The sequence below is a fragment of the Brevibacterium aurantiacum genome (genome assembly GCF_900169065.1).
GTDB classification, from domain to species: Bacteria; Actinomycetota; Actinomycetes; order Actinomycetales; family Brevibacteriaceae; genus Brevibacterium; species Brevibacterium aurantiacum.
The window spans coordinates 60244-82080 of sequence record NZ_FXZB01000006.1; the positions used below are offsets into that span (position 1 = coordinate 60244).

19 protein-coding genes are annotated in these 21837 nt (G+C 64.7%); 13 read left to right on the top strand and 6 right to left on the bottom strand.

The genetic code is table 11. The features are described from left to right. The first annotated feature begins 54 nt into the window (after positions 1-54). Genes BAUR9175_RS05455 through BAUR9175_RS05465 form a run of 3 tightly spaced genes read left to right on the top strand, consistent with a single transcriptional unit; the run spans position 55 to position 2168 of the window. Entirely contained in the window at positions 55-615 is a 561-nt protein-coding gene (locus BAUR9175_RS05455; RefSeq protein WP_029416982.1) for a DivIVA domain-containing protein, read from the top strand. After that, positions 608-1336 carry a hypothetical protein gene (locus BAUR9175_RS05460; protein ID WP_009883020.1) on the top strand — a complete coding sequence of 243 codons (729 nt, stop codon included), beginning with the start codon at positions 608-610 and terminating at the stop codon, positions 1334-1336. Before BAUR9175_RS05455 ends, BAUR9175_RS05460 begins: the two co-directional genes overlap by 8 nt. 28 nt (positions 1337-1364) lie before the next feature. Beyond that, a complete protein-coding gene (locus BAUR9175_RS05465; protein ID WP_101583161.1) occupies positions 1365-2168 on the top strand; it encodes a N5-glutamine methyltransferase family protein in 804 nt (267 codons plus the stop codon). Between the two features lie 179 nt (positions 2169-2347). Here BAUR9175_RS05465 and BAUR9175_RS05470 read toward each other — a convergent pair whose 3' ends face one another. Next, positions 2348-3547: an acyl-CoA dehydrogenase family protein gene (locus BAUR9175_RS05470; protein ID WP_069600452.1), complete on the bottom strand. Its 1200-nt coding sequence runs from the start codon at positions 3545-3547 to the stop codon at positions 2348-2350. A 99-nt stretch (positions 3548-3646) separates the two neighbouring features. Between BAUR9175_RS05470 and dxr the strand changes: the two genes are divergently transcribed. Together dxr and BAUR9175_RS05480 are read left to right on the top strand one after the other, a co-directional pair. Beyond that, positions 3647-4900, top strand: coding sequence for a 1-deoxy-D-xylulose-5-phosphate reductoisomerase (gene dxr / locus BAUR9175_RS05475; protein WP_009883014.1), 1254 nt, complete (start codon positions 3647-3649; stop codon positions 4898-4900). Between the two features lies 1 nt (position 4901). Continuing rightward, on the top strand, positions 4902-6368 hold the full coding sequence (locus BAUR9175_RS05480) for a M50 family metallopeptidase (RefSeq protein WP_069600451.1): 1467 nt from the start codon (positions 4902-4904) through the stop codon (positions 6366-6368). Between the two features lie 66 nt (positions 6369-6434). On the opposite strand, the gene BAUR9175_RS05485 is transcribed toward BAUR9175_RS05480, so the two are convergent. Then, on the bottom strand, positions 6435-7835 hold the full coding sequence (locus BAUR9175_RS05485) for a serine hydrolase domain-containing protein (RefSeq protein WP_069600450.1): 1401 nt from the start codon (positions 7833-7835) through the stop codon (positions 6435-6437). A gap of 188 nt (positions 7836-8023) precedes the next feature. On the opposite strand from BAUR9175_RS05485, the gene ispG reads away from it, so the two are divergent. Together ispG and BAUR9175_RS05500 are read left to right on the top strand one after the other, a co-directional pair. Further along, positions 8024-9172 carry a flavodoxin-dependent (E)-4-hydroxy-3-methylbut-2-enyl-diphosphate synthase gene (ispG, locus tag BAUR9175_RS05495; protein ID WP_009883009.1) on the top strand — a complete coding sequence of 383 codons (1149 nt, stop codon included), beginning with the start codon at positions 8024-8026 and terminating at the stop codon, positions 9170-9172. A gap of 60 nt (positions 9173-9232) precedes the next feature. Continuing rightward, complete coding sequence (locus tag BAUR9175_RS05500; RefSeq protein ID WP_101583164.1) at positions 9233-10111, top strand: GNAT family N-acetyltransferase; 879 nt, start codon at positions 9233-9235, stop codon at positions 10109-10111. A gap of 225 nt (positions 10112-10336) precedes the next feature. On the opposite strand, the gene BAUR9175_RS05505 is transcribed toward BAUR9175_RS05500, so the two are convergent. After that, complete coding sequence (locus tag BAUR9175_RS05505) at positions 10337-10753, bottom strand: RNA-binding S4 domain-containing protein (RefSeq protein WP_069600448.1); 417 nt, start codon at positions 10751-10753, stop codon at positions 10337-10339. A gap of 18 nt (positions 10754-10771) precedes the next feature. Further along, a complete protein-coding gene (locus BAUR9175_RS05510; protein WP_009883004.1) occupies positions 10772-11524 on the bottom strand; it encodes an NUDIX hydrolase in 753 nt (250 codons plus the stop codon). A 255-nt stretch (positions 11525-11779) separates the two neighbouring features. Here BAUR9175_RS05510 and BAUR9175_RS05515 point away from each other — a divergent pair, with 255 nt between their 5' ends. Both BAUR9175_RS05515 and BAUR9175_RS05520 read left to right on the top strand, forming a co-directional pair. Continuing rightward, positions 11780-13627 (top strand): proline--tRNA ligase, encoded by a 1848-nt coding sequence (locus tag BAUR9175_RS05515; RefSeq protein ID WP_009883003.1) that lies wholly within the window; start codon positions 11780-11782, stop codon positions 13625-13627. A gap of 13 nt (positions 13628-13640) precedes the next feature. Further along, on the top strand, positions 13641-14447 hold the full coding sequence (locus BAUR9175_RS05520) for a TSUP family transporter (protein ID WP_101583165.1): 807 nt from the start codon (positions 13641-13643) through the stop codon (positions 14445-14447). Between the two features lie 26 nt (positions 14448-14473). Here BAUR9175_RS05520 and BAUR9175_RS05525 read toward each other — a convergent pair whose 3' ends face one another. Both BAUR9175_RS05525 and BAUR9175_RS05530 read right to left on the bottom strand, forming a co-directional pair. After that, complete coding sequence (locus BAUR9175_RS05525) at positions 14474-15493, bottom strand: aminoglycoside phosphotransferase family protein (protein WP_009883001.1); 1020 nt, start codon at positions 15491-15493, stop codon at positions 14474-14476. After that, on the bottom strand, positions 15490-16467 hold the full coding sequence (locus BAUR9175_RS05530; RefSeq protein WP_009883000.1) for a hypothetical protein: 978 nt from the start codon (positions 16465-16467) through the stop codon (positions 15490-15492). The genes BAUR9175_RS05525 and BAUR9175_RS05530 overlap by 4 nt, the downstream gene beginning before the upstream one ends. Positions 16468-16598: 131 nt before the next feature. Between BAUR9175_RS05530 and rimP the strand changes: the two genes are divergently transcribed. The 4 genes from rimP (at position 16599) to infB (ending at position 21600) form a co-directional block, all read left to right on the top strand. After that, positions 16599-17063, top strand: a complete 465-nt coding sequence (gene rimP, locus BAUR9175_RS05535) for a ribosome maturation factor RimP (RefSeq protein WP_009882999.1) — start codon at positions 16599-16601, stop codon at positions 17061-17063. A gap of 83 nt (positions 17064-17146) precedes the next feature. After that, positions 17147-18109 (top strand): transcription termination factor NusA, encoded by a 963-nt coding sequence (gene nusA / locus BAUR9175_RS05540; protein ID WP_009882998.1) that lies wholly within the window; start codon positions 17147-17149, stop codon positions 18107-18109. Between the two features lie 71 nt (positions 18110-18180). Further along, positions 18181-18456: a YlxR family protein gene (locus BAUR9175_RS05545; protein WP_009882997.1), complete on the top strand. Its 276-nt coding sequence runs from the start codon at positions 18181-18183 to the stop codon at positions 18454-18456. Positions 18457-18588: 132 nt separating this feature from the next. Continuing rightward, entirely contained in the window at positions 18589-21600 is a 3012-nt protein-coding gene (gene infB, locus BAUR9175_RS05550; RefSeq protein ID WP_101583167.1) for a translation initiation factor IF-2, read from the top strand. Positions 21601-21837: the final 237 nt, after the last annotated feature.

Here is a 21837-nt window from a genome sequence, read left to right on the forward strand (position 1 = left end):
CGCCATTTATCATGGTGGAAATGACCAATACGGCGATTCGCTTCTGGAGGCAACATGGCGGACACGACTTTCCCCCGAATGTCCGGATGGAAGAACGGCTACGACCCGAAACAGGTCGACAGCTTCTTCAAACGTGCGCGTGAATCCTTCGAACGTCCCACCCCGCAGCCCGGTGACCTCGACTCCCGTGCGGTGCGCACTGTCGGCTTCGACCTGGTGCGCAAGGGATACCACGTCGCCGTCGTCGATGCCGCACTCGACCGCCTCGAAGACGCCTTCGCCAAACAGGCACGTGATCGCCTCATCGCACAGTCGGGTCAAGACGCATGGGTGTCCGAGCTGACACGTGTGGCCGCGTCCCTGCGGGGACGTCTGGTGCGCGAACCCGGCGAACACTTCGACAACCCGGCACCCGGAGTCATCGGCTACGACATTGATCAGGTCGATGACATGTGCGAGAAGGTCAACGCCTACTTCACCCAGGGTGTGGCCATGAGCGTCGACCAGGTGCGTCGCGTCCTGTTCAAGACGGCCAAGGGCGATAAGGCCTACGACGAGGACCAGGTGGATGCCTTCATCGACCGTGTCGTCGAAGTGATGGCCTCCGTTGACTGATTTCCATTACTTCGAAGCACCCACGGACACCTCGGCTGGAACTCTCAACCCGGTCTTCGAGCTGCTCGACTTCCCGATCGCCATGGGCGGGGCCGATGACATCGTCCTGACCGGGCCAGTCCCGGACCAACCGATGGTCGATGGCAGGGTGGTCACCGACCCACGTCTGGTCAAGGCACTGTCGAAGCCCGTGGAACTCGATCGCGCCGAGGTGCTCGACCGGAGTGCGAAACTCGCCGGAGTCCTCCGTGCCATGGGCATCAACGGCACAGAGAACGAACGAGTCATCATCGCCGAGGATGTTCCACCGGTCTCTCGGGCGCTCAGCATCCTCGGTGCCCTGCGCATCGGAGTCGCCGTCGACGTCCGCTCGGCGGCCGCTGATACCGCATCGTCCTCGACGTCCTCGTCGGTCGAGGCCTCCTCTGCTCAGTCTGGAGATGACGAGCTCACCACCGTGTTCGTCCACACCATCGACGCGGTCCCTATCGAGTCGGGACGGGCATCGGTCAAGGCCATCCGCTCCCAGTTCGAAGGCGTGGGCATCACCGTGGCGGGGGAGACCGCCAACATCGATCAGGCAATGAGGGACTCACGCGTCGAACCCGCCGCGGTCGTCGCACTCTTACCGGACCGGGAACTCATCGTCACCGACGAGACATCGCTCGACGCACGATCGAGCCTGGACTGGCTGTCGCAGGAGCTCCTTCCTGAGGCCTGACGCCTCCGATCCGAACACGACAGAGCAGATGAGCCGCACCACGATCACCGCCCATCTGCGCGAAGCAGGGTGCGTCTTCGCTGAAGACGAAGCCCGAATCCTGCTGGAAGCCGCCCAAGAGGCTGCCTCGTCAGACTTCGGCGACCGCCACTCCGTTCTCGGCAGGCTCCGGGCTCGCCGCGTTGCCGGTGAGCCGCTGGAACAGATCGTGGGATGGGTCGACTTCGCAGGTCAGCGCATCGCGGTCGCGCCCGGCGTGTTCGTGCCGCGGCAGAGAACGACGCTTCTGGCGCAGCAGTCGATACTGGCCGTGCAGACCGCAGGAGAATCGGCGCGCTTCCTTGAAGCCTTCTGTGGTGTGGGGGCTGTGGCCACCACAGTCTCCCGCGCCTTCCACGGAACTCAGATCCACCTCGGCGACCATGATGAGACTGCCCTCGGCGCTGCCAGGGCGAACGTCGGCGCTCAGGCAACGCCGCATCTGCTCGACTGCCTGGTGGGGCTGCCGCAGGCTCTGACCGGCAGCTTCGATGTGATCTCCGCGGTTCCGCCCTACGTGCCGGATTCCGCGGCACAGTACCTACCCCATGAAGCGGCCGAGTACGAGCCGGCGACGGCGCTCTTCGGCGGGGCCGACGGGCTGGACCTGGTCCGGCGCCTCATCACCGAATCACGCGATTGGCTGGCACCGGGTGGAGTGCTGCTCATCGAACTCGGCAGCCAGCAGCAGCAAGCGGCCACCGACTTCGCTGAGGCCCTGGGGTTCATCGGAACGCGCACACTCGGCGAGGACGAGCAGACCGTGGTGCTCGAACTGCGGCTGCGCGACTGAGAACGCTCGGTTCTCTGTGCCGGCCGGTGGATGGCGTCGGAGCCGTGAGGTGAATGACAGCAACCGCTGGCAAGACGTGCAGCGGTGCTGCATGTGTGCACTGCGTACACACTTCTTGCCAGCGGTTGCTGGGCGTTGCTCAGGCGCTCGTTGGCTGGGCGGTGCTCAGGCCCTGCGAATCAGTTCGCGAAGGCGTTGATTCCGGTGAGGCTGCGGCCCAAGGTGAGCTGGTGGACCTCGTGGGTGCCTTCGTAGGTGAGCACGGTCTCGAGGTTCACCGCGTGGCGCAGCGGTGGGTATTCGCTGGTGATGCCGGAACCGCCGAAGAGTGCGCGCAGGTCACGGCACACGTTCATCGCGGTATCGACGTTGACCATCTTGCCCAGGCTGATCTGTTCCGGGCGCACGCCCTTCTCCGAGTCCTTGAGCTTGCCCAGGTGAGCGGCGAGCAGTGTGATCTGCGAATACTGGCCGAAGGCCTTCGCAAGCTTCTGCTGGCTGATCTGGAACGAAGAAAGCGGACGGTCGAACTGAATGCGCGTATTGGTGTACTCGAGTGCCGATAGGAGAGCGTCGCGTGCGGCGCCGGTGACGCCGAAGACGATTCCGTAACGGGCCTCGGACAGGCACGACAGGGGGCCCTTGAGGCCCTTGGCCTTGGGCAGCATGGCATCTTCGGGAAGGCGCACGTTGTCGAGAACGATTTCGCCGGTGATCGAGGCCCGCAGTGAGATCTTGCGGTGGATCTCCGGAGTCTGGACGCCCTCGGTGTCACTGGGGACGACGAATCCGCGGACGACCGGCTTGCCCTTGGCATCGGTCTCTTCGGTCTTGGCCCACACGACCATGACATCGGAGACCGGGGAGTTCGTGATCCACATCTTCGCGCCGTTGAGGATCCAGTCGGATCCGTCCTTCTTCGCGGTCGTCTTCATTCCCGAGGGGTCGGAGCCGACATCGGGTTCGGTCAGACCGAAGCAGCCGATGGCCTTGCCGGCGGCCATCTTCGGCAGCCATTCTTCCTTCTGCGCTTCCGAGCCGAAGTGGTGGATGGCGAACATGGCCAGGGATCCCTGGACCGAGACGAGCGAGCGCAGACCAGAGTCCACGGCTTCGAGCTCACGGCAGGCCAGACCATACTGGGTGGCGGTGGATCCGCCGCAGCCGTAGCCGTCGAGGTGCATGCCCAGGAGCCCGAGTTCGCCTAGGCCCTCGGCGAGTTCCCGAGCGGGGATCGTGGCGTCGAGGAAGTAGTCGCCGATCTTCTCGCGGACGTTCTCATCCAGCCATTTCTTCACGATCGACGCGAACTCGAGGTCATCTTCCTCGAAGACCGAATCCAAGCCGAGAATGTCGTCGGGGCTCATCGCTGCACTCATTAAATCCTCTTTCGCCATTGATTCGCATTGCATATCTCACGTCGCCGATGACGCCGATGTCGAGTCATTTCTCAGAGAACTTTGGCATTATCGGTAGGCGTGAGCAAACGTAGAATCATTGTAGTCGGCTCGACCGGTTCGGTCGGCACCCAGGCCCTCGACGTCCTGGCGGAGAACGCAGAAGGTTTCGAGGTCATCGGCCTCGCCGCCGGAACCCAGCTCGATGCGCTGGTCGCCCAGGCCCTCGAATTCTCTGTCCCCGTCATCGGCCTCACCAGCCCACCAGAGGGTGGCCCGGACGAGATCCGCCAGCGACTGGAGCAGGCCGCCGGCCAACGGGGAGTAAGCGATCCTGTCCGTGAGATCCACGTGGGCCCCGACGCCGCCGAGGTGGTCGCCGGTGCCGCCGCCGACATGGTCCTCAACGCTGTTACCGGTGCTGCCGGGCTCGGTGCGACCCTGGCGGCCCTGGAACGCGGCACAGATGTGGCGCTGGCCAACAAGGAGTCCCTCATCATCGGCGGCTCGATCGTCCTCGATGCCGCCGCCCGCAACAACGCGGCTCTCATCCCCGTCGACAGTGAGCACTCCGCCATCGCCCAGGCCCTGCGCTCGGGCACCCACGGTGAGGTGAGCAAGCTCGTCATCACCGCCTCCGGGGGGCCCTTCCGCGGGATGACCCGCGATGCCCTGCGTAGTGTCACCCCAGCCCAAGCGCTGAAGCATCCCACCTGGTCGATGGGCTCGATGATCACCATCAACTCGGCGACCCTGGTCAACAAGGGGCTCGAAGTCATCGAAGCGCATCTGCTCTTCGACATCGACTTCGACCACATCGAGGTCGTCGTCCACCCGCAGTCGCAGATCCACTCGATGGTCGAATTCAGCGACGCTTCGACGATCGCGCAGATCTCCCCACCGGACATGCGGCTGCCCATCGCCTATGCACTCGGCACACAGACCGATGGCCAGACCCAGCGCCTGTCCTCCGGCGCGGTGGCCAACAACTGGGGTCAGCCCATGCACTGGTCCTTCGAACCCGTCAACCACCTCGCGTTCCCGGCACTCGGTTTGGCCGTTGAAGCAGGACGGAAGAGGAAGAGCTTCCCCGCGGTGTTCAACGCCGCCAACGAGGTCCTCGTCGAAGCTTTCGTGGGCGGGCAGATCCCCTTCACCGGTATCGACAAGGGCATCGAACGGGCGCTGCGAGCTCACGAGCCTGCAGCCGAGCACACCGTCGAAACCGTGCTCGCCGCCGATGCGTGGGCCCGGGAGTTCGCCCGCCAGGACCTGAAGGCACAGACCGAGGCGACACCATCATCTGCACCCGGTACGACCGCCGGCGGCTCCTGATATGACAGTCGTCCTCTACATCGTCGGGATCGTCCTGTTCCTCATCGGGATCTCGATCTCGATCGGACTCCACGAACTCGGCCACTTGGTACCGGCGAAGAAGTTCGGGGTCAAGGTCACCCACTACATGGTCGGCTTCGGTCCGACGGTGTTCTCCTTCCGCCGTGGGGAGACCGAATACGGGATCAAGGCTCTGCCTCTGGGTGGTTTCATCGCCATGCCGGGAATGTACCCGCCGCTGGAAGCCACGACTCGTCGGGCCGGCAGGACTGCAGCCGAGACCGAGCGCAACGATGTCGGCACGATCGGGGACGAGCAAGGACCTTCCGACCTCGCGACGGAGGCTCCCCGCCGGCCGCGCAAGCAGCGGCGGGGGCGGCTGTTTGAGAACACGATGGCCGATGCCCGGGACTTCTCGAACCAGGAGATCGAACCGGGGGAGGAGCACCGGACCTTCTACGCCCTGAACGTGCCCAAACGGCTCGTCGTGATGTTCGCGGGCCCCCTGGTCAACCTCGTGCTCGGGATCATCATCATGGCGATCTCGCTCATCGGCATCGGCGTCATGACCCCGACGACCTCGGTCCAGACCGTCGTCGAATGCGCGGTGCCCGCCTCGGAGGCGGCGCAGCGCCCTGCGTCTGAGAAGGAGACCTGCCAGGACGATGATCCGCTGACGCCGGCCTGGGAAGCCGGCATCAAACCTGGTGATGACATCACCTCGGTGGCCGGTGTCTCCACCGACAGCTGGGACGAACTCTCCAACGTGATCAAGGATCATGCCGGCGAACGCGTCGACGTTGAGTTCAACCGCGATGGCCAGAAGCAGACGGTGACAGTGCCGATCATCGCCCATGAGAGAGCCGTCGTCGATGACCGCGGTGAGGCGCAGATGAACGCCGACGGTACACCGCAGACGGTGACCGAGGGCTTCTTCGGTGTCGGTCCCGTCCAGGAACGTCAGCCGCTGCCGCTCAACGAGTTCCCCGGCGCGGTCTGGGAGCAGATCAGCGGCGTATTCCACGCGATCGTGACCCTGCCGGTCAAGCTCATCGACATCGCCGAGGTGGCCACCGGCTCGAAGGAACGCGACGCCGAAGGCCTGGTCGGGATGGTCGGAGTCGGGCGCATCGCCGGTGAGATCGTGTCGACCGATCAGTTCCAGATCGTCGAGAAGGCACAGCTGGGGCTGGGCATGCTGGGCTCGCTCAACATCTTCCTGTTCGCCTTCAACATGATCCCGCTGCTGCCGCTGGACGGCGGACACATCGCGGTCGGTCTCTACGAAGGCGCACGCCGCCAGATCAACAAGTTCCGCGGACGCGGCAAGATCGGCCCCTTCGACACGGCCCGGCTGCTGCCGCTGACCTACGTCGTCATCGGGCTGATGCTGTGCATGACGGCGCTGCTCGTCTACGTCGACCTCGTCAAACCGGTCACGCTCGACGCGATCTTCAACTCCGGGTAGGCACGCCCTGCGCTGCTCGGGTGGCCCAAGTTGGCTGGCTGCCGTGGTGCTTGGTCGCCCCCGTGCTCAGCTGTTGAGCGTGATCGTCTGCACCTCGCCGAGGTGGTCCAGGCTCACCGTGATCGACGGTGCCTGGGCTGCTGGCTCTGCCGCAGCAGAGACAGTCACCGTGCCCTTCAAAGGAGTCAGCATGGTGAGTGCCTCAGTGGTGAAGGCCCGGCTGAGCTGGTGGTCCTCCTTCCACGCGCTGAAGCGTTCGCGGCGTTCGGCACGGGGCTCATCGAGGTCCATGTTGATGGTGAAGAGCTCATCGGCGATCGTGTCGTCGAAGTCGATGACCAGGTTCGCTGCGGCCAGCACCGTCTCTGACTGTTTGGCTGCGACCGGATGGTGAGGGGCCGGCACCGCGGTGGTCGTGCGTGTCAGCTGCAGGTCGGGCGTGCCTGCGGCGGCGGCCCAACCGGCATCGATGGCGTCTCTCACGGTGCGTTCGGCCGGGAAGTAGGTCGTATTGCCGAAGACGACGATGCTCAGCCCCAGGTCCGGGAACCACCGCATGTGTGAGCCGTACCCGGGGTAGCCTCCGGAATGGCAGGCGACCCGACCGAACCGAGAATCCAGGCGCGGCTGCAGACCGAAGCCGTAGTTGACGGATTCGGTGTGATGCTCGCTGTGCTGGATCTCGATGAGACGGTGGGACTGCTGGTTGTCCGTGAGAATCCGCGGCAGTGCCCCCGGTTCGTAGGAATCGATGTCTTCCAAGGCGTCCAGGTGGGCGCTCATCCAGGTTCCGATGTCGTTGACCGTGGAGATGACTCCGCCGATGGGGGAGAAGACCCCGGGGCCGGTGAGTTCGGCCGGGTGGTTGTGACCGTTACGGTCGATGCGGATGCCTGGCATCAGGTCCGGGAAGTCGGCGATGTCGAAGCCGGTGCGGGTCAGTCCCAGGGGTGCGAGCACCTCGGCGGTGACGACGTCGATGAACGATTTCCCGGCCACCGCCTCGGCGACGAGACCGAGCAGGGCATACCCGAGGTTGGAGTACTCGTATCCGGTGTCTGCCGGTGCGATGGGGATGGCTCCGCGCTTGAGGTAGTCGATGAGTTCGGCACCCGTCATCGCCTCCACACGGTCGGCCCAGGGGTCGTCCTTCGTGAACCCGGTGCCCATCGTCAGCGCCTGCCGGCAGGTGCGGTCGGCGATCGATGTGCCGCTGAGTTCTGGGAGGAGCTGACCCAAGGGCATGTCGATATCCAGCCCCTGGGCCCTGAGCCGACCGATCGCTGCGGCCGTGAACGACTTCGTCATCGAGGCGATCCGGTAGGGAACATCGCCGTTGGCCACGGTTCCGGCCTCACCTTGGGGAAAGACGCCCCAGGCCAGGGTTCCGCCCTGCTCGGCCAGAGACGACGCCGCAGATTCGAGTCGGCTGATGATGGCCTGCGTATCGGGGTGGGTGAATGGCACGAAATCTCCTCAGCTCACGGCTATCTTCTGGGATCGGACGGCAAGTTTCCTTCACGATACCTGCGAAATGATGCTGTCGTGAGCGATCACACCGTGATCGGAGAGCCCGGATACGGTTTGAAGTCCTACAATATGAATGACTCGAACGATCAGTCTGGTCCCCAGTCGTCAATGAAGGGAATGTCTTCGTGACATCGGTCAACCTCGGAATGCCTGCCCCACCACCTCCTGTGCTCTCGCCGCGACGCAAAACGCGACAGATCCAGGTCGGAAAGGTCGGCGTCGGTTCCGATTTCCCTGTCAGCGTCCAATCGATGACGACGACACAGACCACTGACATCAACGGGACTCTGCAGCAGATCGCCGAACTCACCGCCGCAGGCTGTGACATCGTGCGAGTGGCCTGCCCTTCGCCCGATGATGCTGCAGCACTGCCGGTGATCGCACAGAAGTCGCAGATCCCGGTCATCGCCGACATCCACTTCCAGCCGAAGTACGTCTACGCCGCGATCGACGCCGGCTGCGGCGCGGTTCGCGTCAACCCCGGCAACATTCGCAAATTCGACGATCAGGTCAAGCAGATCGCGAAGGCGGCAAATGACGCCGGGACCTCGATCAGGATCGGTGTCAACGCCGGATCCCTGGACAAGCGCATCATGGAGAAGTACGGCAAGGCCACCCCAGAAGCGCTCGTCGAGTCCGCTGTGTGGGAGGCTTCACTGTTCGAAGAACACGATTTCCACGACTTCAAGATCTCCGTCAAGCACAACGACCCCGTGGTCATGGTCCGCGCCTACGAGCTGCTCGCCGAACGCGGTGACTGGCCTCTGCACCTGGGTGTCACCGAGGCTGGGCCTGCCTTCCAGGGCACGATCAAGTCCGCCACCGCCTTCGGTTCGCTGCTGTCGCAGGGCATCGGCGACACGATCCGCGTCTCCCTCTCCGCACCACCGGTCGAGGAGATCAAGGTCGGCAACCAGATTCTTGAGAGCCTCAACCTCAAGCCACGCAAGCTCGAGATCGTCTCCTGCCCGTCCTGCGGACGCGCCCAGGTCGACGTCTACACCCTTGCGGACAAGGTCACGGCCGGTCTCGAAGGCATGGAGGTTCCTCTGCGCGTCGCCGTCATGGGCTGCGTCGTCAATGGTCCCGGTGAAGCCCGTGAGGCCGACCTCGGTGTGGCCAGCGGCAATGGCAAGGGCCAGATCTTCGTCAAGGGCGAGGTCATCAAGACCGTGCCCGAGGCCATGATCGTCGAGACTCTCATCGAAGAGGCCAACCGCATCGCAGCGGAGTCCGACGCCCCGTCCGGATCACCTGACGTCGTCGTCGGCTGAAACCCGACCCATCTCGAAAAGCTCCCCGGTGTGTGAGGATCTGAACAAGGAGGCTCTCTGGTGCTGAGAGTCGCTCGTCTGGGACATCAGCACACCGGGTGGCTGACGAGCCTGCTGGCACTCAACCCGTGCGAGAACGTCTACCTCATCGCGCTGATCGAAATCACCGGCACAGCGCAGATGAACTCACCGGCCGGTACCGTGTTGGGTGTCTTCGACGGTGACCGCCCGGTTTCCGCCTACTGGGTGGGAGGCAACATCATTCCCGTCGCTGCGACCCCGGAAACGAACCAAGCTCTTGCCGAGAAGCTCAACGCCGATGGGCGCTACTCCTGCTCCCTCATCGGTTCCCGGGAGATCATCCTCGATCTGCACAACCGCCTGAACTGGGGCCGTGCCCGCGGTGTCCGTGACCGGCAGCCGCTGCTGGCGATCAGTTCCGACCCCTTGGTCGACCCCGACGAGGCGGTGCACCTGGTCACGGTGGAGCAGCTGCCTGCGGTGTTCGCCGCCAGCGTCGACATGTTCACCAACGAGGTGGGTTTCTCACCGATCGAAGGCGGCCAGTCGAGCTACCTGGCCCGTGTCCGCAACATCATCCGGGGCAAGAACTGCTTCGCCCGGATCTCTGACACTCTGCCGCAAGGCGGGCTGGTGGGCCGTTGGCCGGCGACAGAGCAGTCCGAGCAGGTGCTGTTCAAGGCCGACATCGGAATTCGGGCACCGCGCATCGTTCAGGTGCAGGGCGTCTGGGTCCATCCTGATGTGCGCCAACAAGGTCTGGGGGCTGCCGGAATGGCTGCCGTTGTGGCACAGACTCGGGCGGCCGGGCACACCACGGTCAGCCTCTACGCCAACGACTACAACGAGGTGGCTCTGCGCATGTACACGCGAGTCGGCTTCGAACAGGTCGGCACCTTCGCCACCGTTATGTACTGACCGCGAAGCGGCATCGTTGTCGGGAGCAATCTGGCAGCGACCCGCTCGACTCGTGTCACGCTCGCGCTCCAACCTTCTCGTCGAGAACCGAGCTCATCGTCGAGAGCCGAGGTCAGCGCCGGGAGGAGAACTCAGGGAGTCTGCTTTCGAGCGTTGGCTGTGCTTTCGACGGCCAGCAGTCAGCCGCAAGTCGACCGCAAGAGCTCGAACACTCGACTGGCTTAGTCAGTGGTCACGGCGATCGCGATTCTGGGGCTTGGCCATGTCGCCCAGGAACTTCTCCATCTCCCGCCGGTCCTTCTTCGTCGGCCGGCCCATACCCTTGTCTCTGCGGGGGACGAATCCGCGCAGAGCGGGATCCGGCGGCGGGGTGAGATCCTCGTAGCACTGCACGGCGATCGAAGCCTGGGGACGAGTGGGAATGAACCCGGTGATCTTCCAGATGAACTCGGTGCCTGCCTTGCGCACGCGCACCTCCTGGCCGATGGAGACCTTCTGCGCCGCCTTGACCCGCTGGCCCTCGACCTGGACGTGTCCGCCCCGACAGGCCTGGGTCGCCAGGTTCCGGGTCTTGAACATCCGGGTCGTCCACAGCCAGACATCCACGCGCACGTGTTTGCCGGGGGAGCGGTCAATCTCCATAGTCAGCCTCCATGATCGTCAGCGTGAAGCCTCGTCCGAGCCTGCACTCGGCGCCGCGCCGCCTGCAGCCGGGGCCACGGTGTCGACATCGCTGCGCAGAGCGATCTCGCTGCGGCGGGTGAATGTCTGGGCAGGGCGGCCGCGACCTTGGGACACCGCATGCCCGGTGGGCGCGAGAAGGGGCAGCATGGTGCGGCGAAAGGTATCCGCCTGCAGGTTCTCTCCCGAGACCATCTCATGCAGCTCACGCAGCTGCCGCAGCGAGAACTCCTCCGGCAGCAGGCCGAACGGATCGGGGGTGCGCTCATGCAGGGCACGCAGGCGGTGCACCGCAACCCGCACGATCTCCTGATGCTCGGCGCTGAGCTCACGCACCGAATGCACGGGCGCCAGTTTTCGCCGCCGGGCATCCTGCGGATCCGGTTCGGTCTCGGGTGTGCTGGCATCGCCGAAGCCCACATCCCTCGTCGAGAGCACATCGAGGTGGGCCACCGAGATCACCCAGCCACGATCATCACGATCGGGCTGGTCGAAGACATGGAGCTGAACCGGGGCACGATCGACAAGCCTCGCCTTCTCGCGCAGGCACCGCGCGACCGCCTCGGCGAGGCGTTCCTGGGGTCGCAGAATCGATCCCGGCAGCTGCCAGGCGCCGTCGCCGGAATGGGTGAGGAGCACGTGCAGGCCACGTCGGGGAACGGGGCAGAGGACCGCGGTGTCGACCGCGACCGAGGGCCGCGGGAACTGCGTCAGTTGAGTGGAATCAGGCATGCTCTTCGTATCGGTCAGAAATTCGGTCGGTCAGCGATTAGGCCCGATTCGCTCAGGCCCTGGTGGACGTCTGTGCCCACCAGTCTAATTCGCTTCCACCACCTGACGAATCCGCGCTCACAGACAGAACCTCCACCACCCCTCACTGGCCGTGTCCGTGTGAGCCGCAGAACGGTTTGGTCTCACAATTGCCGTGCGGATACTCGCGTGCGATAGTGTTCGATCTGAGTCTTGACAAGTTGAGGAGTATCACCCATGGCCCTGCGCATGTCGTCCCTGTTTGTGCGAACCCAGAAGGAAGACCCGGTCGGTGCCGAGGTTGCCAGCCACAAACTTCTGCACCGTGCGGGATACATCCGCCGATCGGCACCGGGGATCTACACATGGCTGCCTCTGGGACTTCAGGTCCTGGGCAAGATCGAAGCCATCGTGCGTGAGGAGATGGCCCGAGCCGGGTCACAGGAAGTCCACTTCCCGGGCCTGCTGCCCGCCGACCCGTATCGGAAGTCCGGGCGCTGGGAAGCCTTCGGCCCCGACCTCTTCCACCTCAAGGACCGCAAGGACAACGACTACATCCTGGCCCCGACCCACGAAGAGGTCTTCACCCTCCTGGTCAAGGACCTCTACTCCTCCTACAAGGACCTGCCGCTGTCCATCTACCAGGTCCAGACCAAGTACCGTGACGAGGCTCGCCCCCGCGCCGGCCTGCTGCGCGGACGCGAATTCATCATGAAGGACGCCTACTCCTTCGACATCGACGACGCCGGACTCGACGCCTCCTACGAAGCGATGCGCGTGGCCTACCTGCGCGCCTTCGCCCGCCTTGGCGTGCCCTGCCTGCCGGTCAAGGCCACCCCGGGCGCCATGGGCGGCTCCGGCACCGAGGAGTTCATCTACCCCTCCGAGGTCGGCGAGGACACTTTCGTGCGCTCACCCGGCGGATACGCCGCCAACGTCGAGGCAGTGACCTCGATCGTGCCCGAGACCATCCCATTCGAGAACTCACCAGCGGCCCACGTCGAGGACACCCCCGACACGCCCACGATCGAGACCCTCGTCGACGCCGCCAACGCGAACCACCCCCGCGAAGACCGCGCTTGGACCGCAGCGGACACGCTCAAGAACGTCGTCTGCGCCGTCACCCACCCCGACGGCACCCGCGAGATCATCGTCATCGGCCTGCCCGGCGACCGTGAGGTCGACCTCGACCGCGCCGCCGGCACCGGAATGCTCGGCAACGGCGAGGTCGATCTCGAGGCCGCCACCAGCGAGGACCTCGCCGCCCACCCGGAGCTCGTCAAGGGCTACATCGGACCGGGCAACGACCTCGACAATCAGATCCTCGGCCTCGAAGGCACCTCGAAGATCCGCTACCTCCTCGACCCTCGCGTCGTCGACGGCACCCGCTGGATCACCGGCGCCAACGAGCCCGGCCGCCACGTCTTCGACCTCGTCGCCGGTCGTGACTTCACCGCTGACGGCACCATCGAAGCCGCCGAGGTGGTCCTCGGCGACCCCGCACCCGACGGTTCCGGTCCGCTGGAGCTGGCCCGCGGTGTCGAGATCGGTCAGATCTTCAAACTCGGCCGCAAGTACGCCGAGGCCCTCGATCTCAAGGTCCTTGACCAGAACGGCAAGGCCACGACCGTGACCATGGGCTCCTACGGCCTCGGCGTCACCCGCGTCATGGCCTGCATCGCGGAGGAATACCACAGCGAGGGCGGCCTCCTCTGGCCCCAGCACCTGGCCCCGGCCGACGTGCACATCATCGCCGCCGGCAAGGGCGAGGAGATCGCCGAGGCGGCGGAGAAGCTGACAGCCGAGCTCGAGTCCGAAGGCGTCAGCGTCCTCCTCGACGATCGTCTCAAGGTCTCACCCGGCTTCAAGTTCGCCGATGCCGAACTCATCGGCATCCCGACCGTGATCGTCGTCGGTCGCGGCCTGGCCGATGGAGTCGTCGAAGTCCGCAATCGTCTCGCCGATGAGAAGCAGGAAGTGCCCGTCGCCGAGGTGGTCGCTGGCACCGTGGCCACGATCCGTGCCGCTTATGCCACTGCCGATGCTGCGGCGGACGCAGCGATTGCCGAAACATCTGCTCGGTGAACCGACGTAGGTGATGGAGGCTCTCACCGCGGGCATCGATGTCACCCTCGGCATGCTTCTGTGGCTGTTGGCCGCAGGCGTGCTGGCCGGGTGGATCGATGCCGTCGTCGGCGGCGGCGGTCTGATCCAGCTCCCGGCTCTGCTCCTGGTTCCGGGCATGACACCGGTCCAGGCTGTGGCCACGAACAAGGTGGGCTCGATTGCAGGCACGACCGCCTCGGCGGTGACCTATCTGCGCAAGATCACGCCCGACCGTTCGGCGACGATCCCTGCTGCGGCCACGGCATTCCTCGGTGCCGTCTTCGGCGCCAAACTCGCGACTCTGGTCCCCGGTGAACTCTTCACTCCGATCATTCTGGTCGCGCTCATCGGGGTCGGACTCTTCACGGTCCTCAACCCCAGCCTCGGCGCCGATGCGAGCCTGCGATTCGGGGAATCCTCGAAACGTCACCATGGTCTGTCATGGCTGATCGGTCTAGTCATCGGCATCTATGACGGAGTGCTCGGACCCGGCACCGGTTCCTTCCTCGTCATCGCGTTCGTCACGGTCATCGGATTCTCGTTCCTCCAGGCCTCGGCCACGGCGAAGATCATCAACTGGGCGACGAACTTCGGAGCCCTCGTCTTCTTCATCCCCGATGGGCAGGTCGTGTGGGCGCTCGGTCTCGTCGTCGCCGTGGGCAATGTCGCCGGTGGAATCTTCGGTGCCCGCACGGCCTTGAAGAAGGGCTCCGGTTTCGTTCGAGTCGTCTTCGTCGTCGTGGTCTCGGCGATGATCATCAAACTCGGCTACGACGTGATCTCCGGCCTCGTCCACTAGCCGCCGTCAGCTAGTTGGGGTAGGGATCAGCCGATGGGTTTGAGCGCGTGGGCGTTGACGCCGGCGACATCGGCACCTGAGAGGGCGCGGGCGACCCACAGCGAGCGGGCGGCATCGGCCAGAGCCGCGTTCGAACCGCTGCGGGCTGACTTCAAGTACCAGAACATGTTGGTGATCTCCCGGGCGACTGCGGCACCCATCCCGTACTGCGGGTCCATGCCCGCGCACAGGGCGAGGTCGGTGGCGAATCCGCGCAGCCATGCGGCCTGGGCCTGGGGGTGCTGGGACGGGATCTCAACGAGACGGTTCCACAGCACCGGTGCCAAGGTGTAGGCGGTCGGTCCCGACAGCGGCTGCGGGTCGATGGCCTTCCACGTGGAGATCCCGGCGGCATCGGGATTGCCGGCGAGGATGTTGTAGTAGTGCAGATCGGCGTGGATGAGCCAGTTCTCCTCAGACGCAGCCAGGGTGTGCATCCAATTGCGGGCGAACGAGAGCAGCAAAGAATCACCGGGACCAGCCTCGGACCAGCCACTGAGCAGCCCGGCGTCGGCGTCGAAGGTGTTCAGCCATCCCGCAGCCACATCCTGGACCCGCAGGAAATCCGAATCCGCTGGAATCTCCAGCGATCGCTGCAGAGCACCCCATACCGGAGGCACATCAGCCAAAGGCAGCACGGAGAGATTGTCCTTCGTGCGCAGCCGCTCCTGCAACGTCACCCGGAAGCTGTGATCGTCCCGGATCACCCGGACGGCACCGTGCCCGTTCCACATCTTCAGCGCCCGCAGGGCCTGTGCATGTGCGGCCGTATGCGCCGAGGTGGGGGCCGCGAACCGCAGCACACCCTGGTAGTGCTCCTGGGTGAGGACTGGGATCACGAGACTCTCGCAGCCGGCCCAGGGCGAGCCCGGGACATCGTCGAAGGTCAGCTGCCACCGGTCGGCGAGCTCACTGGCCATGAAGTCCAGGGCCGCGACCCAGGAGGTGGTGCGGAACTCGCCGATGATGTCTCGAGTGGCGTTGAACAGGACTGGTGGGACCTTCACTTCTGTGCCTCCGCCTCTCCGGAGTCCCCGGAATAGGTGTACCGAAGCACCTGTGGACTGGCGAACACCGTGCGCGTGCGGGCGGATTCCCAGAGGCGCAGAGCCGCTCGCGTGTCGGTCTGCAGCCACGGCAGGAGGGCTGCAGCGATTCCGTCCTCAAGCGCCAGCGCCAGCTCTTTGGCAGTCTCCGGGTCTGTGGGGGTGGGGTCGAGCTTCCATGACGGAGCGCCCGGATCCGCGTTGTTCTCACCGAGGCGCTCAAGCATTTCACCGGCCAAGGAACCCAGCGACTCCAGGCGGGCCACGGCACGTTTACGTTCGGTCGACTTGGAATCGAAGTTCACGGCCAGTCGCTCATACCCGTAGGAGGCAGCTCTGGCTTGGCTGAGGATCGCATTCCACATCGGGGGAGCAGTGGAATCATCAGCCGTCGGTCCCTGCTCGTCGGGGGATTCGGTGGCCTCTGCCGTTCCCGGCTCTGCCGAGGAATCTGCGGGACTGGAACTGCGTGATTCTCGGACCAGGGCATCTGAGCTGCGGATGATTTCGGCGTCCTTCGTCCCGGCGGTCAGGGCAAGGCCGGTCGCCACGTCGACCAGGACGGGAATGAGGCCTGAGCCCAAGGTCGGCAGGTCGGTGAATACGGCAGTGGTGACCACCTCGGCGGCGGCGATGTAGGTGCGCGGCTCCTCGGTCGGTGGGGGCTCGGTGGCCATCTCCGAGGGAGGGGACCAGACGGGGCCGATGGCGTCCCGGAATTTCTGCAAGGCCTCACCGGCGGTCTCCGGGTCCTTGTCTCCCGGAGTTGTGGCGGCGAGGATTCTGGCGATGCGGTTGCGCAGCTGGTTCGTCTCATCGAGGGTCGGCACGTCCGGGGGAGCATCGAGTCTCACACCGCATCCCGACAGCAGGCTCAGACTCGCCCCGCTCGCACCGTAGAGGAGAAGAGCACGGCGGCTGACGGGAAAACGCATAGGCCAATCCTAGCGGATGCTTAACCCAACCCGGGGGAGTCGCTTAGGGTGGGGCTAAGGCAATCAGCAGGGCAGAGACAACAGTTCCGCACGGGGTTCGCTCCGCTGACGGAACAGGGACTGGAGGATACATGGACGAGGACGTGGCGCAGATCGAGGAGCTTCTGCGGGAACCGCTGCAGGCCTCCGGGTTCTACCTGGAATCGGTGAAGGCAGTGGCAGCGGGCCAGCGACGGGCACTGACGGTCGTCGTCGACCTCGACGAGTCCAGCACGGAACCGATGTCGATGGACAAGATCGCCGAATCGAGCCGTCTCGTCGGTGACACCCTCGACGAGGTCGAGGTCTTCCGTGACAAGCCCTATCAGCTTGAGGTCACCAGCCCGGGTGCGACGCGGAAGCTGGAGGCGCCTCGACACTTCAAGCGCGTGCTCGGCCGTCGACTCGAAATCAGCACGAAGAAGGACACCTTCAAGCTCGATCTCGACGATGTGGGCGATCACTCAATCTCGGGCATCGATCCCGCCAGTCGTGAGAAGCGCACGGTCAAGCTCGGCGACATCGTCAAGGCGCAGGTCGAACTCAAATTTCGGTGAGCGCAATCTGAGATAGAATGTCACGCCTGCATAAATGAAGACCGACAATTCAATGCTCGAGGGAGCCGGAGAGGATATAGGCCATGGATATCGACCTCAGTGTTCTGCGCATTATCGAGCGAGAGCGGGAGATTCCGCTCGATACTCTGATCGAACTCATCGAACAAGCGCTCTTCCTTGCCTATCAGAAGACCGAGGGCGCGTGGCCAGATTCCCGCGCCGAACTGGATAAGAGCACGGGCGAGGTTCGCATCCTCGCCGTCGAGTTCGACAACGATGACAATCCGATCGGCGAGTTCGACGATACTCCCACCGGCTTCGGGCGCATCGCTGCGCAGACGGCACGCCAGGTCATCCACCAGCGCCTGCGCGACGTCGAAGACGAATCGGTGCTCGGAAACTTCAAGGGCCGCGAGGGCGAGATCGTCTCCGGCACCATTCAGCAGGGCAGGGATCCGCAGATGGTTCAGGTCGACCTCGGTGATGTCGAGGCAGTCCTGCCACCGCATGAGCAGGTTCCCGGTGAGTCCTACCGGCACGGAACTCGCCTGCGTGTCTACATCGCCGACGTGCACAAGGGACCGAAGGGAACATCGGTCACCGTCTCGCGCACTCACCCGAACCTCGTACGTCGGCTGTTCGCACACGAAGCGCCCGAGATCGCCGACGGCACCGTCGAGATCGTCTCCCTGGCACGTGAGGCCGGGCATAGAACCAAACTGGCCGTGCGCGCCACGAAGCCCGGAGTCAACGCGAAGGGCTCATGCATCGGCGAACTCGGATCCCGAGTGCGGGCCGTGATGAACGAACTGGGTCAGGAGAAGATCGACATCGTCGACTACAGCGACGACCCGGCCAAGTTCATCGGCCACGCGCTTTCACCAGCCAAGGCGAGCAAGGTCGACATCCTTGATCCCGACCTGCAGGAGTCTCGTGCCATCGTGCCCCGGGACCAGCTCTCGCTGGCCATCGGCAAAGAGGGGCAGAATGCCCGTCTGGCTGCCAAACTCACCGGCTGGAAGATCGACATCGTCCCTGGCGAATAGACATCGGGCGTGATCTGAACCACTCGGGGTGTGGCACGGGTGGGGACGGAAGTGCTGTAGAATTACGTACTGTGATTGTAGGCGCGGCACCTCGAAGGACGTGCATCGCCTGCAGGCAAAAGGCCGACCGGGGCGAACTCACACGATTCGTGATTCGACCTGATCAGCATCCGGCCATCGTCCATGACGTGTCAGCGACACTGCCGGGACGAGGAGCCTGGGTGCACCCGGACGCCACATGCCTGAAGAAGGCATTGACGGCCGCATCCTTCGCTCGAGCCTTTCGAACGAAGGTCACCGCCTCGGACCTGCCGAGGATGGATACCGAACCCAAGAAGAGCGGGTAGCCCGAATGGATGACAAGTTGTGAGTGTCGTGCGATGACACCGCTATCGGAATTCGAGAGAGCAGTGAAATGAGAACTGCTCTTCATTGATGAGGTTCTTTCCTGACCGGGAAAGAACCCGGACAGGAGAACTGTGGCAAAGCCCCGTGTCCATGAGCTCGCGAAAGAGCTCGGCACTACAAGTAAGAACGTCCTCGAGAAACTCCAGGACCTGGGCGAATTCGTTCGCTCCGCTTCCTCGACCCTCGAAGCACCCGTCGTGCGAAAGGTGAAGGAAGCATTCGCCGATTCCGCTCCGGCCAAGTCCAGCGGAGACAAGGCCTCCAGTGCCTCCGCCGAGACGAAGCCGGCAGCCAAGCCGGGCGCAAAGCCCGCAGCGAAGCCCGGTGCTCCCAAGCCCGGTGCGAAGACTGCTGCCAAGCCAGGTGCTAAGCCCGGCGCCAAGGCAGCCTCGACATCAAGCGACGCAGCCGAAACCTCACCTGCAGCGGCAAAGCCCGCAGCCAAGTCGACCGGCGCGAAGCCGGGAGCGAAGCCTGCGGCAGCACCTGCTGCTGAGTCGAAGCCGGCTGCAGAGACCAAGGCTGATGACACCGCGGCAGCTGCTCCGGCAGCAGCCGAAGCGTCCGAGCAGGCCAAGCCTGCACCGCGTGCGAACGCACCGAAGCCAGGCGCTGCTCCGAAGCCGGGTGCCGTTCCCAAACCAGGCTCGGCTCCCAAGCCGGGCTCTGCCCCGAAGCCAGGCGGCCGTTCGCCGGCTCGTCCCGGCAACAACCCCTTCGCTCCAGCCCAGGGCATGCCCAAACCGGCAGGCCGCGGCGGACCGAAGTCCGGCAATCGCCCCGGCGGCCAAGGTGGCCAGGGCGGTCAAGGCGGTCCAGGAGCACGTCCGGGCAACAACCCGTTCGCCAACTCGCAGGGAATGCCGAAGCCAGGTCAGAAGCCACCTCGCGCATCCGGTGAGGAAGGCGCAGCAGGCCCACGTCCGGCACCACGCCCGGGCGCACCTCGCCCCAACCCATCGATGATGAAGAACTCGGCTCTCAACAAGCCGGCCCCAGGTCGCGGACGCGGCGGAGGACGCGGCAACGCGCCCGCCGGCGGTGGCGCACCCGGTGCACCAGGTGCAGCCCCAGGCGGCGCACCTGCAGGTCGTCGCGGACCCGGCGGCGGTCCAGGTGGTCGTGGTTCAGGTCGCGGTCGCGGCAGCACACAGGGTGCATTCGGCCGTGGCGGCGGTCCCCGTCAGAAGGGGCGCAAGTCGAAGCGGGCCAAGCGCGCCGAGTTCGAACAGATGCAGACACCGTCCGTCGGTGGCGTCTCTGTTCCACGCGGCGACGGCACGACTCCGCTGCGCCTGCGCCGCGGATCCTCGTTGGCCGACTTCGCTGAGAAGATCAACACCGATCCGACAAACCTCGTCACGGTGCTCTTCCACCTCGGCGAGATGGCGACCATCACCCAGTCTCTCGACGAGGGCACCTTCGAGGTTCTCGGCGAGGAGCTCGGCTACAAGATCGAGATCGTCTCACCCGAGGACGAAGACCGTGAGCTGCTCGAGACCTTCGACATCGACCTTGACGCGGAAGCCGCGGACGAGGACGACGAGGATCTCGCAGCACGTCCACCGGTCGTCACCGTCATGGGTCACGTCGACCACGGTAAGACCAAGCTTCTCGACGCCATTCGCTCAGCGAACGTTGCTGCCCGCGAAGCCGGCGGAATCACCCAGCACATCGGTGCCTACCAGGCCGAGGTCGAGCACGAAGGCGCCGATCGCAAGATCACCTTCCTCGATACTCCGGGTCACGAGGCGTTCACCGCCATGCGTGCCCGTGGTGCGAAGTCGACGGACCTCGCGATCCTCGTGGTCGCAGCCGACGACGGTGTGATGCCGCAGACCGTGGAAGCGCTCAACCACGCTCAGGCAGCGAACATTCCGATCGTGGTCGCGGTCAACAAGATCGATAAGGAGGGTGCCAACCCTTCGAAGGTCATGCAGCAGCTGACCGAGTACAACCTGGTGGCCGAGGAGTACGGCGGCGAGACCATGTTCGTGCCGATCTCTGCGCTCAAGCGCGAAGGCATCGACCAGCTGCTCGAATCCGTGCTGCTGACCACCGACGCCGCACTGGACCTGAGGGCCAACCCGGACAAGTCGGCTCGCGGCATCGCGATCGAAGCCAAGCTCGACAAGGGGCGCGGCGCGGTTGCAACCGTGCTCGTCGACTCCGGCACCCTGCGTCAGGGCGATGCCATCGTGTGTGGCACTGCCTACGGCCGTGTCCGTGCGATGTTCGATGAGAACGGCAACCTCGTCGAGGAGGCGGGTCCATCCCGTCCCGTGCAGGTGCTGGGTCTGTCGTCCGTGCCGCGTGCCGGTGATACGTTCATCTCCACAGAGGATGACCGCACAGCACGTCAGATCGCTGAGAAGCGTGACGCCATCGAGCGCAACGCGGCTCAGGCTCGCGGTCGCAAGCGCATCAGCCTCGAGGACTTCACCAAGGCACTCGCCGAGGGCAAGGTCGACATGCTCAACCTCATCCTCAAGGGCGACGTCTCGGGTGCTGTCGAAGCGCTGGAGGATTCGCTGCTCAAGATCGATGTGGGCGACGACGTCGACCTGCGCATCATCCACCGCGGTGTGGGTGCGATCACGGAGAACGACATCAACCTGGCCACGGTCGACAACGCGATCGTCCTGGGCTTCAACGTCCGTCCGGAAGCGAAGGCACGCGACCTGGCCGAGCGCGAAGGTGTCGATGTCCGTTACTACTCGGTCATCTACCAGGCGATCGACGACATCGAGAGCTCGCTCAAGGGCATGCTCAAGCCGGAATACGAAGAGGTCCAGACAGGCACCGCGGAGATCCGCGAAGTCTTCCGCTCCTCCAAGTTCGGCAACATTGCCGGCTCCATCGTTCGCGATGGTCACATCACCAGGAACGCGACCGCTCGCGTCACCCGTGATGGAGTGGTCATCGGGGACAAGGTCAAGATCGAGTCCCTGCGCCGCTTCAAGGACGATGCCACCGAGGTCCGCGAAGGATACGAGTGCGGTATCGGCCTGGGCAGCTTCAACGATCTGCGTGTCGGTGACATCATCGAGACCGTCGAGATGCGTGAGAAGCCGCGCGACTGATCAGCACATCGCAGTCCACACCGGGTTCTGAACGGGTTGTGTGCGAGCGGGTGGCAAGAGTCCACTCGCCCGCACACCGCCCGGGCAGGACCCGGTCTGCGATTGTCGGGGCGGTTCGCAGACCCGCACCACCACAGTCGACGTCATCGCAGTCGACAGCATCACAGTTCCCGGCAATGAGAGAATGTGCCGGGGGAGTTCGTTCGTCGGCGCCGATAGACAGCCACACCCAGTGAC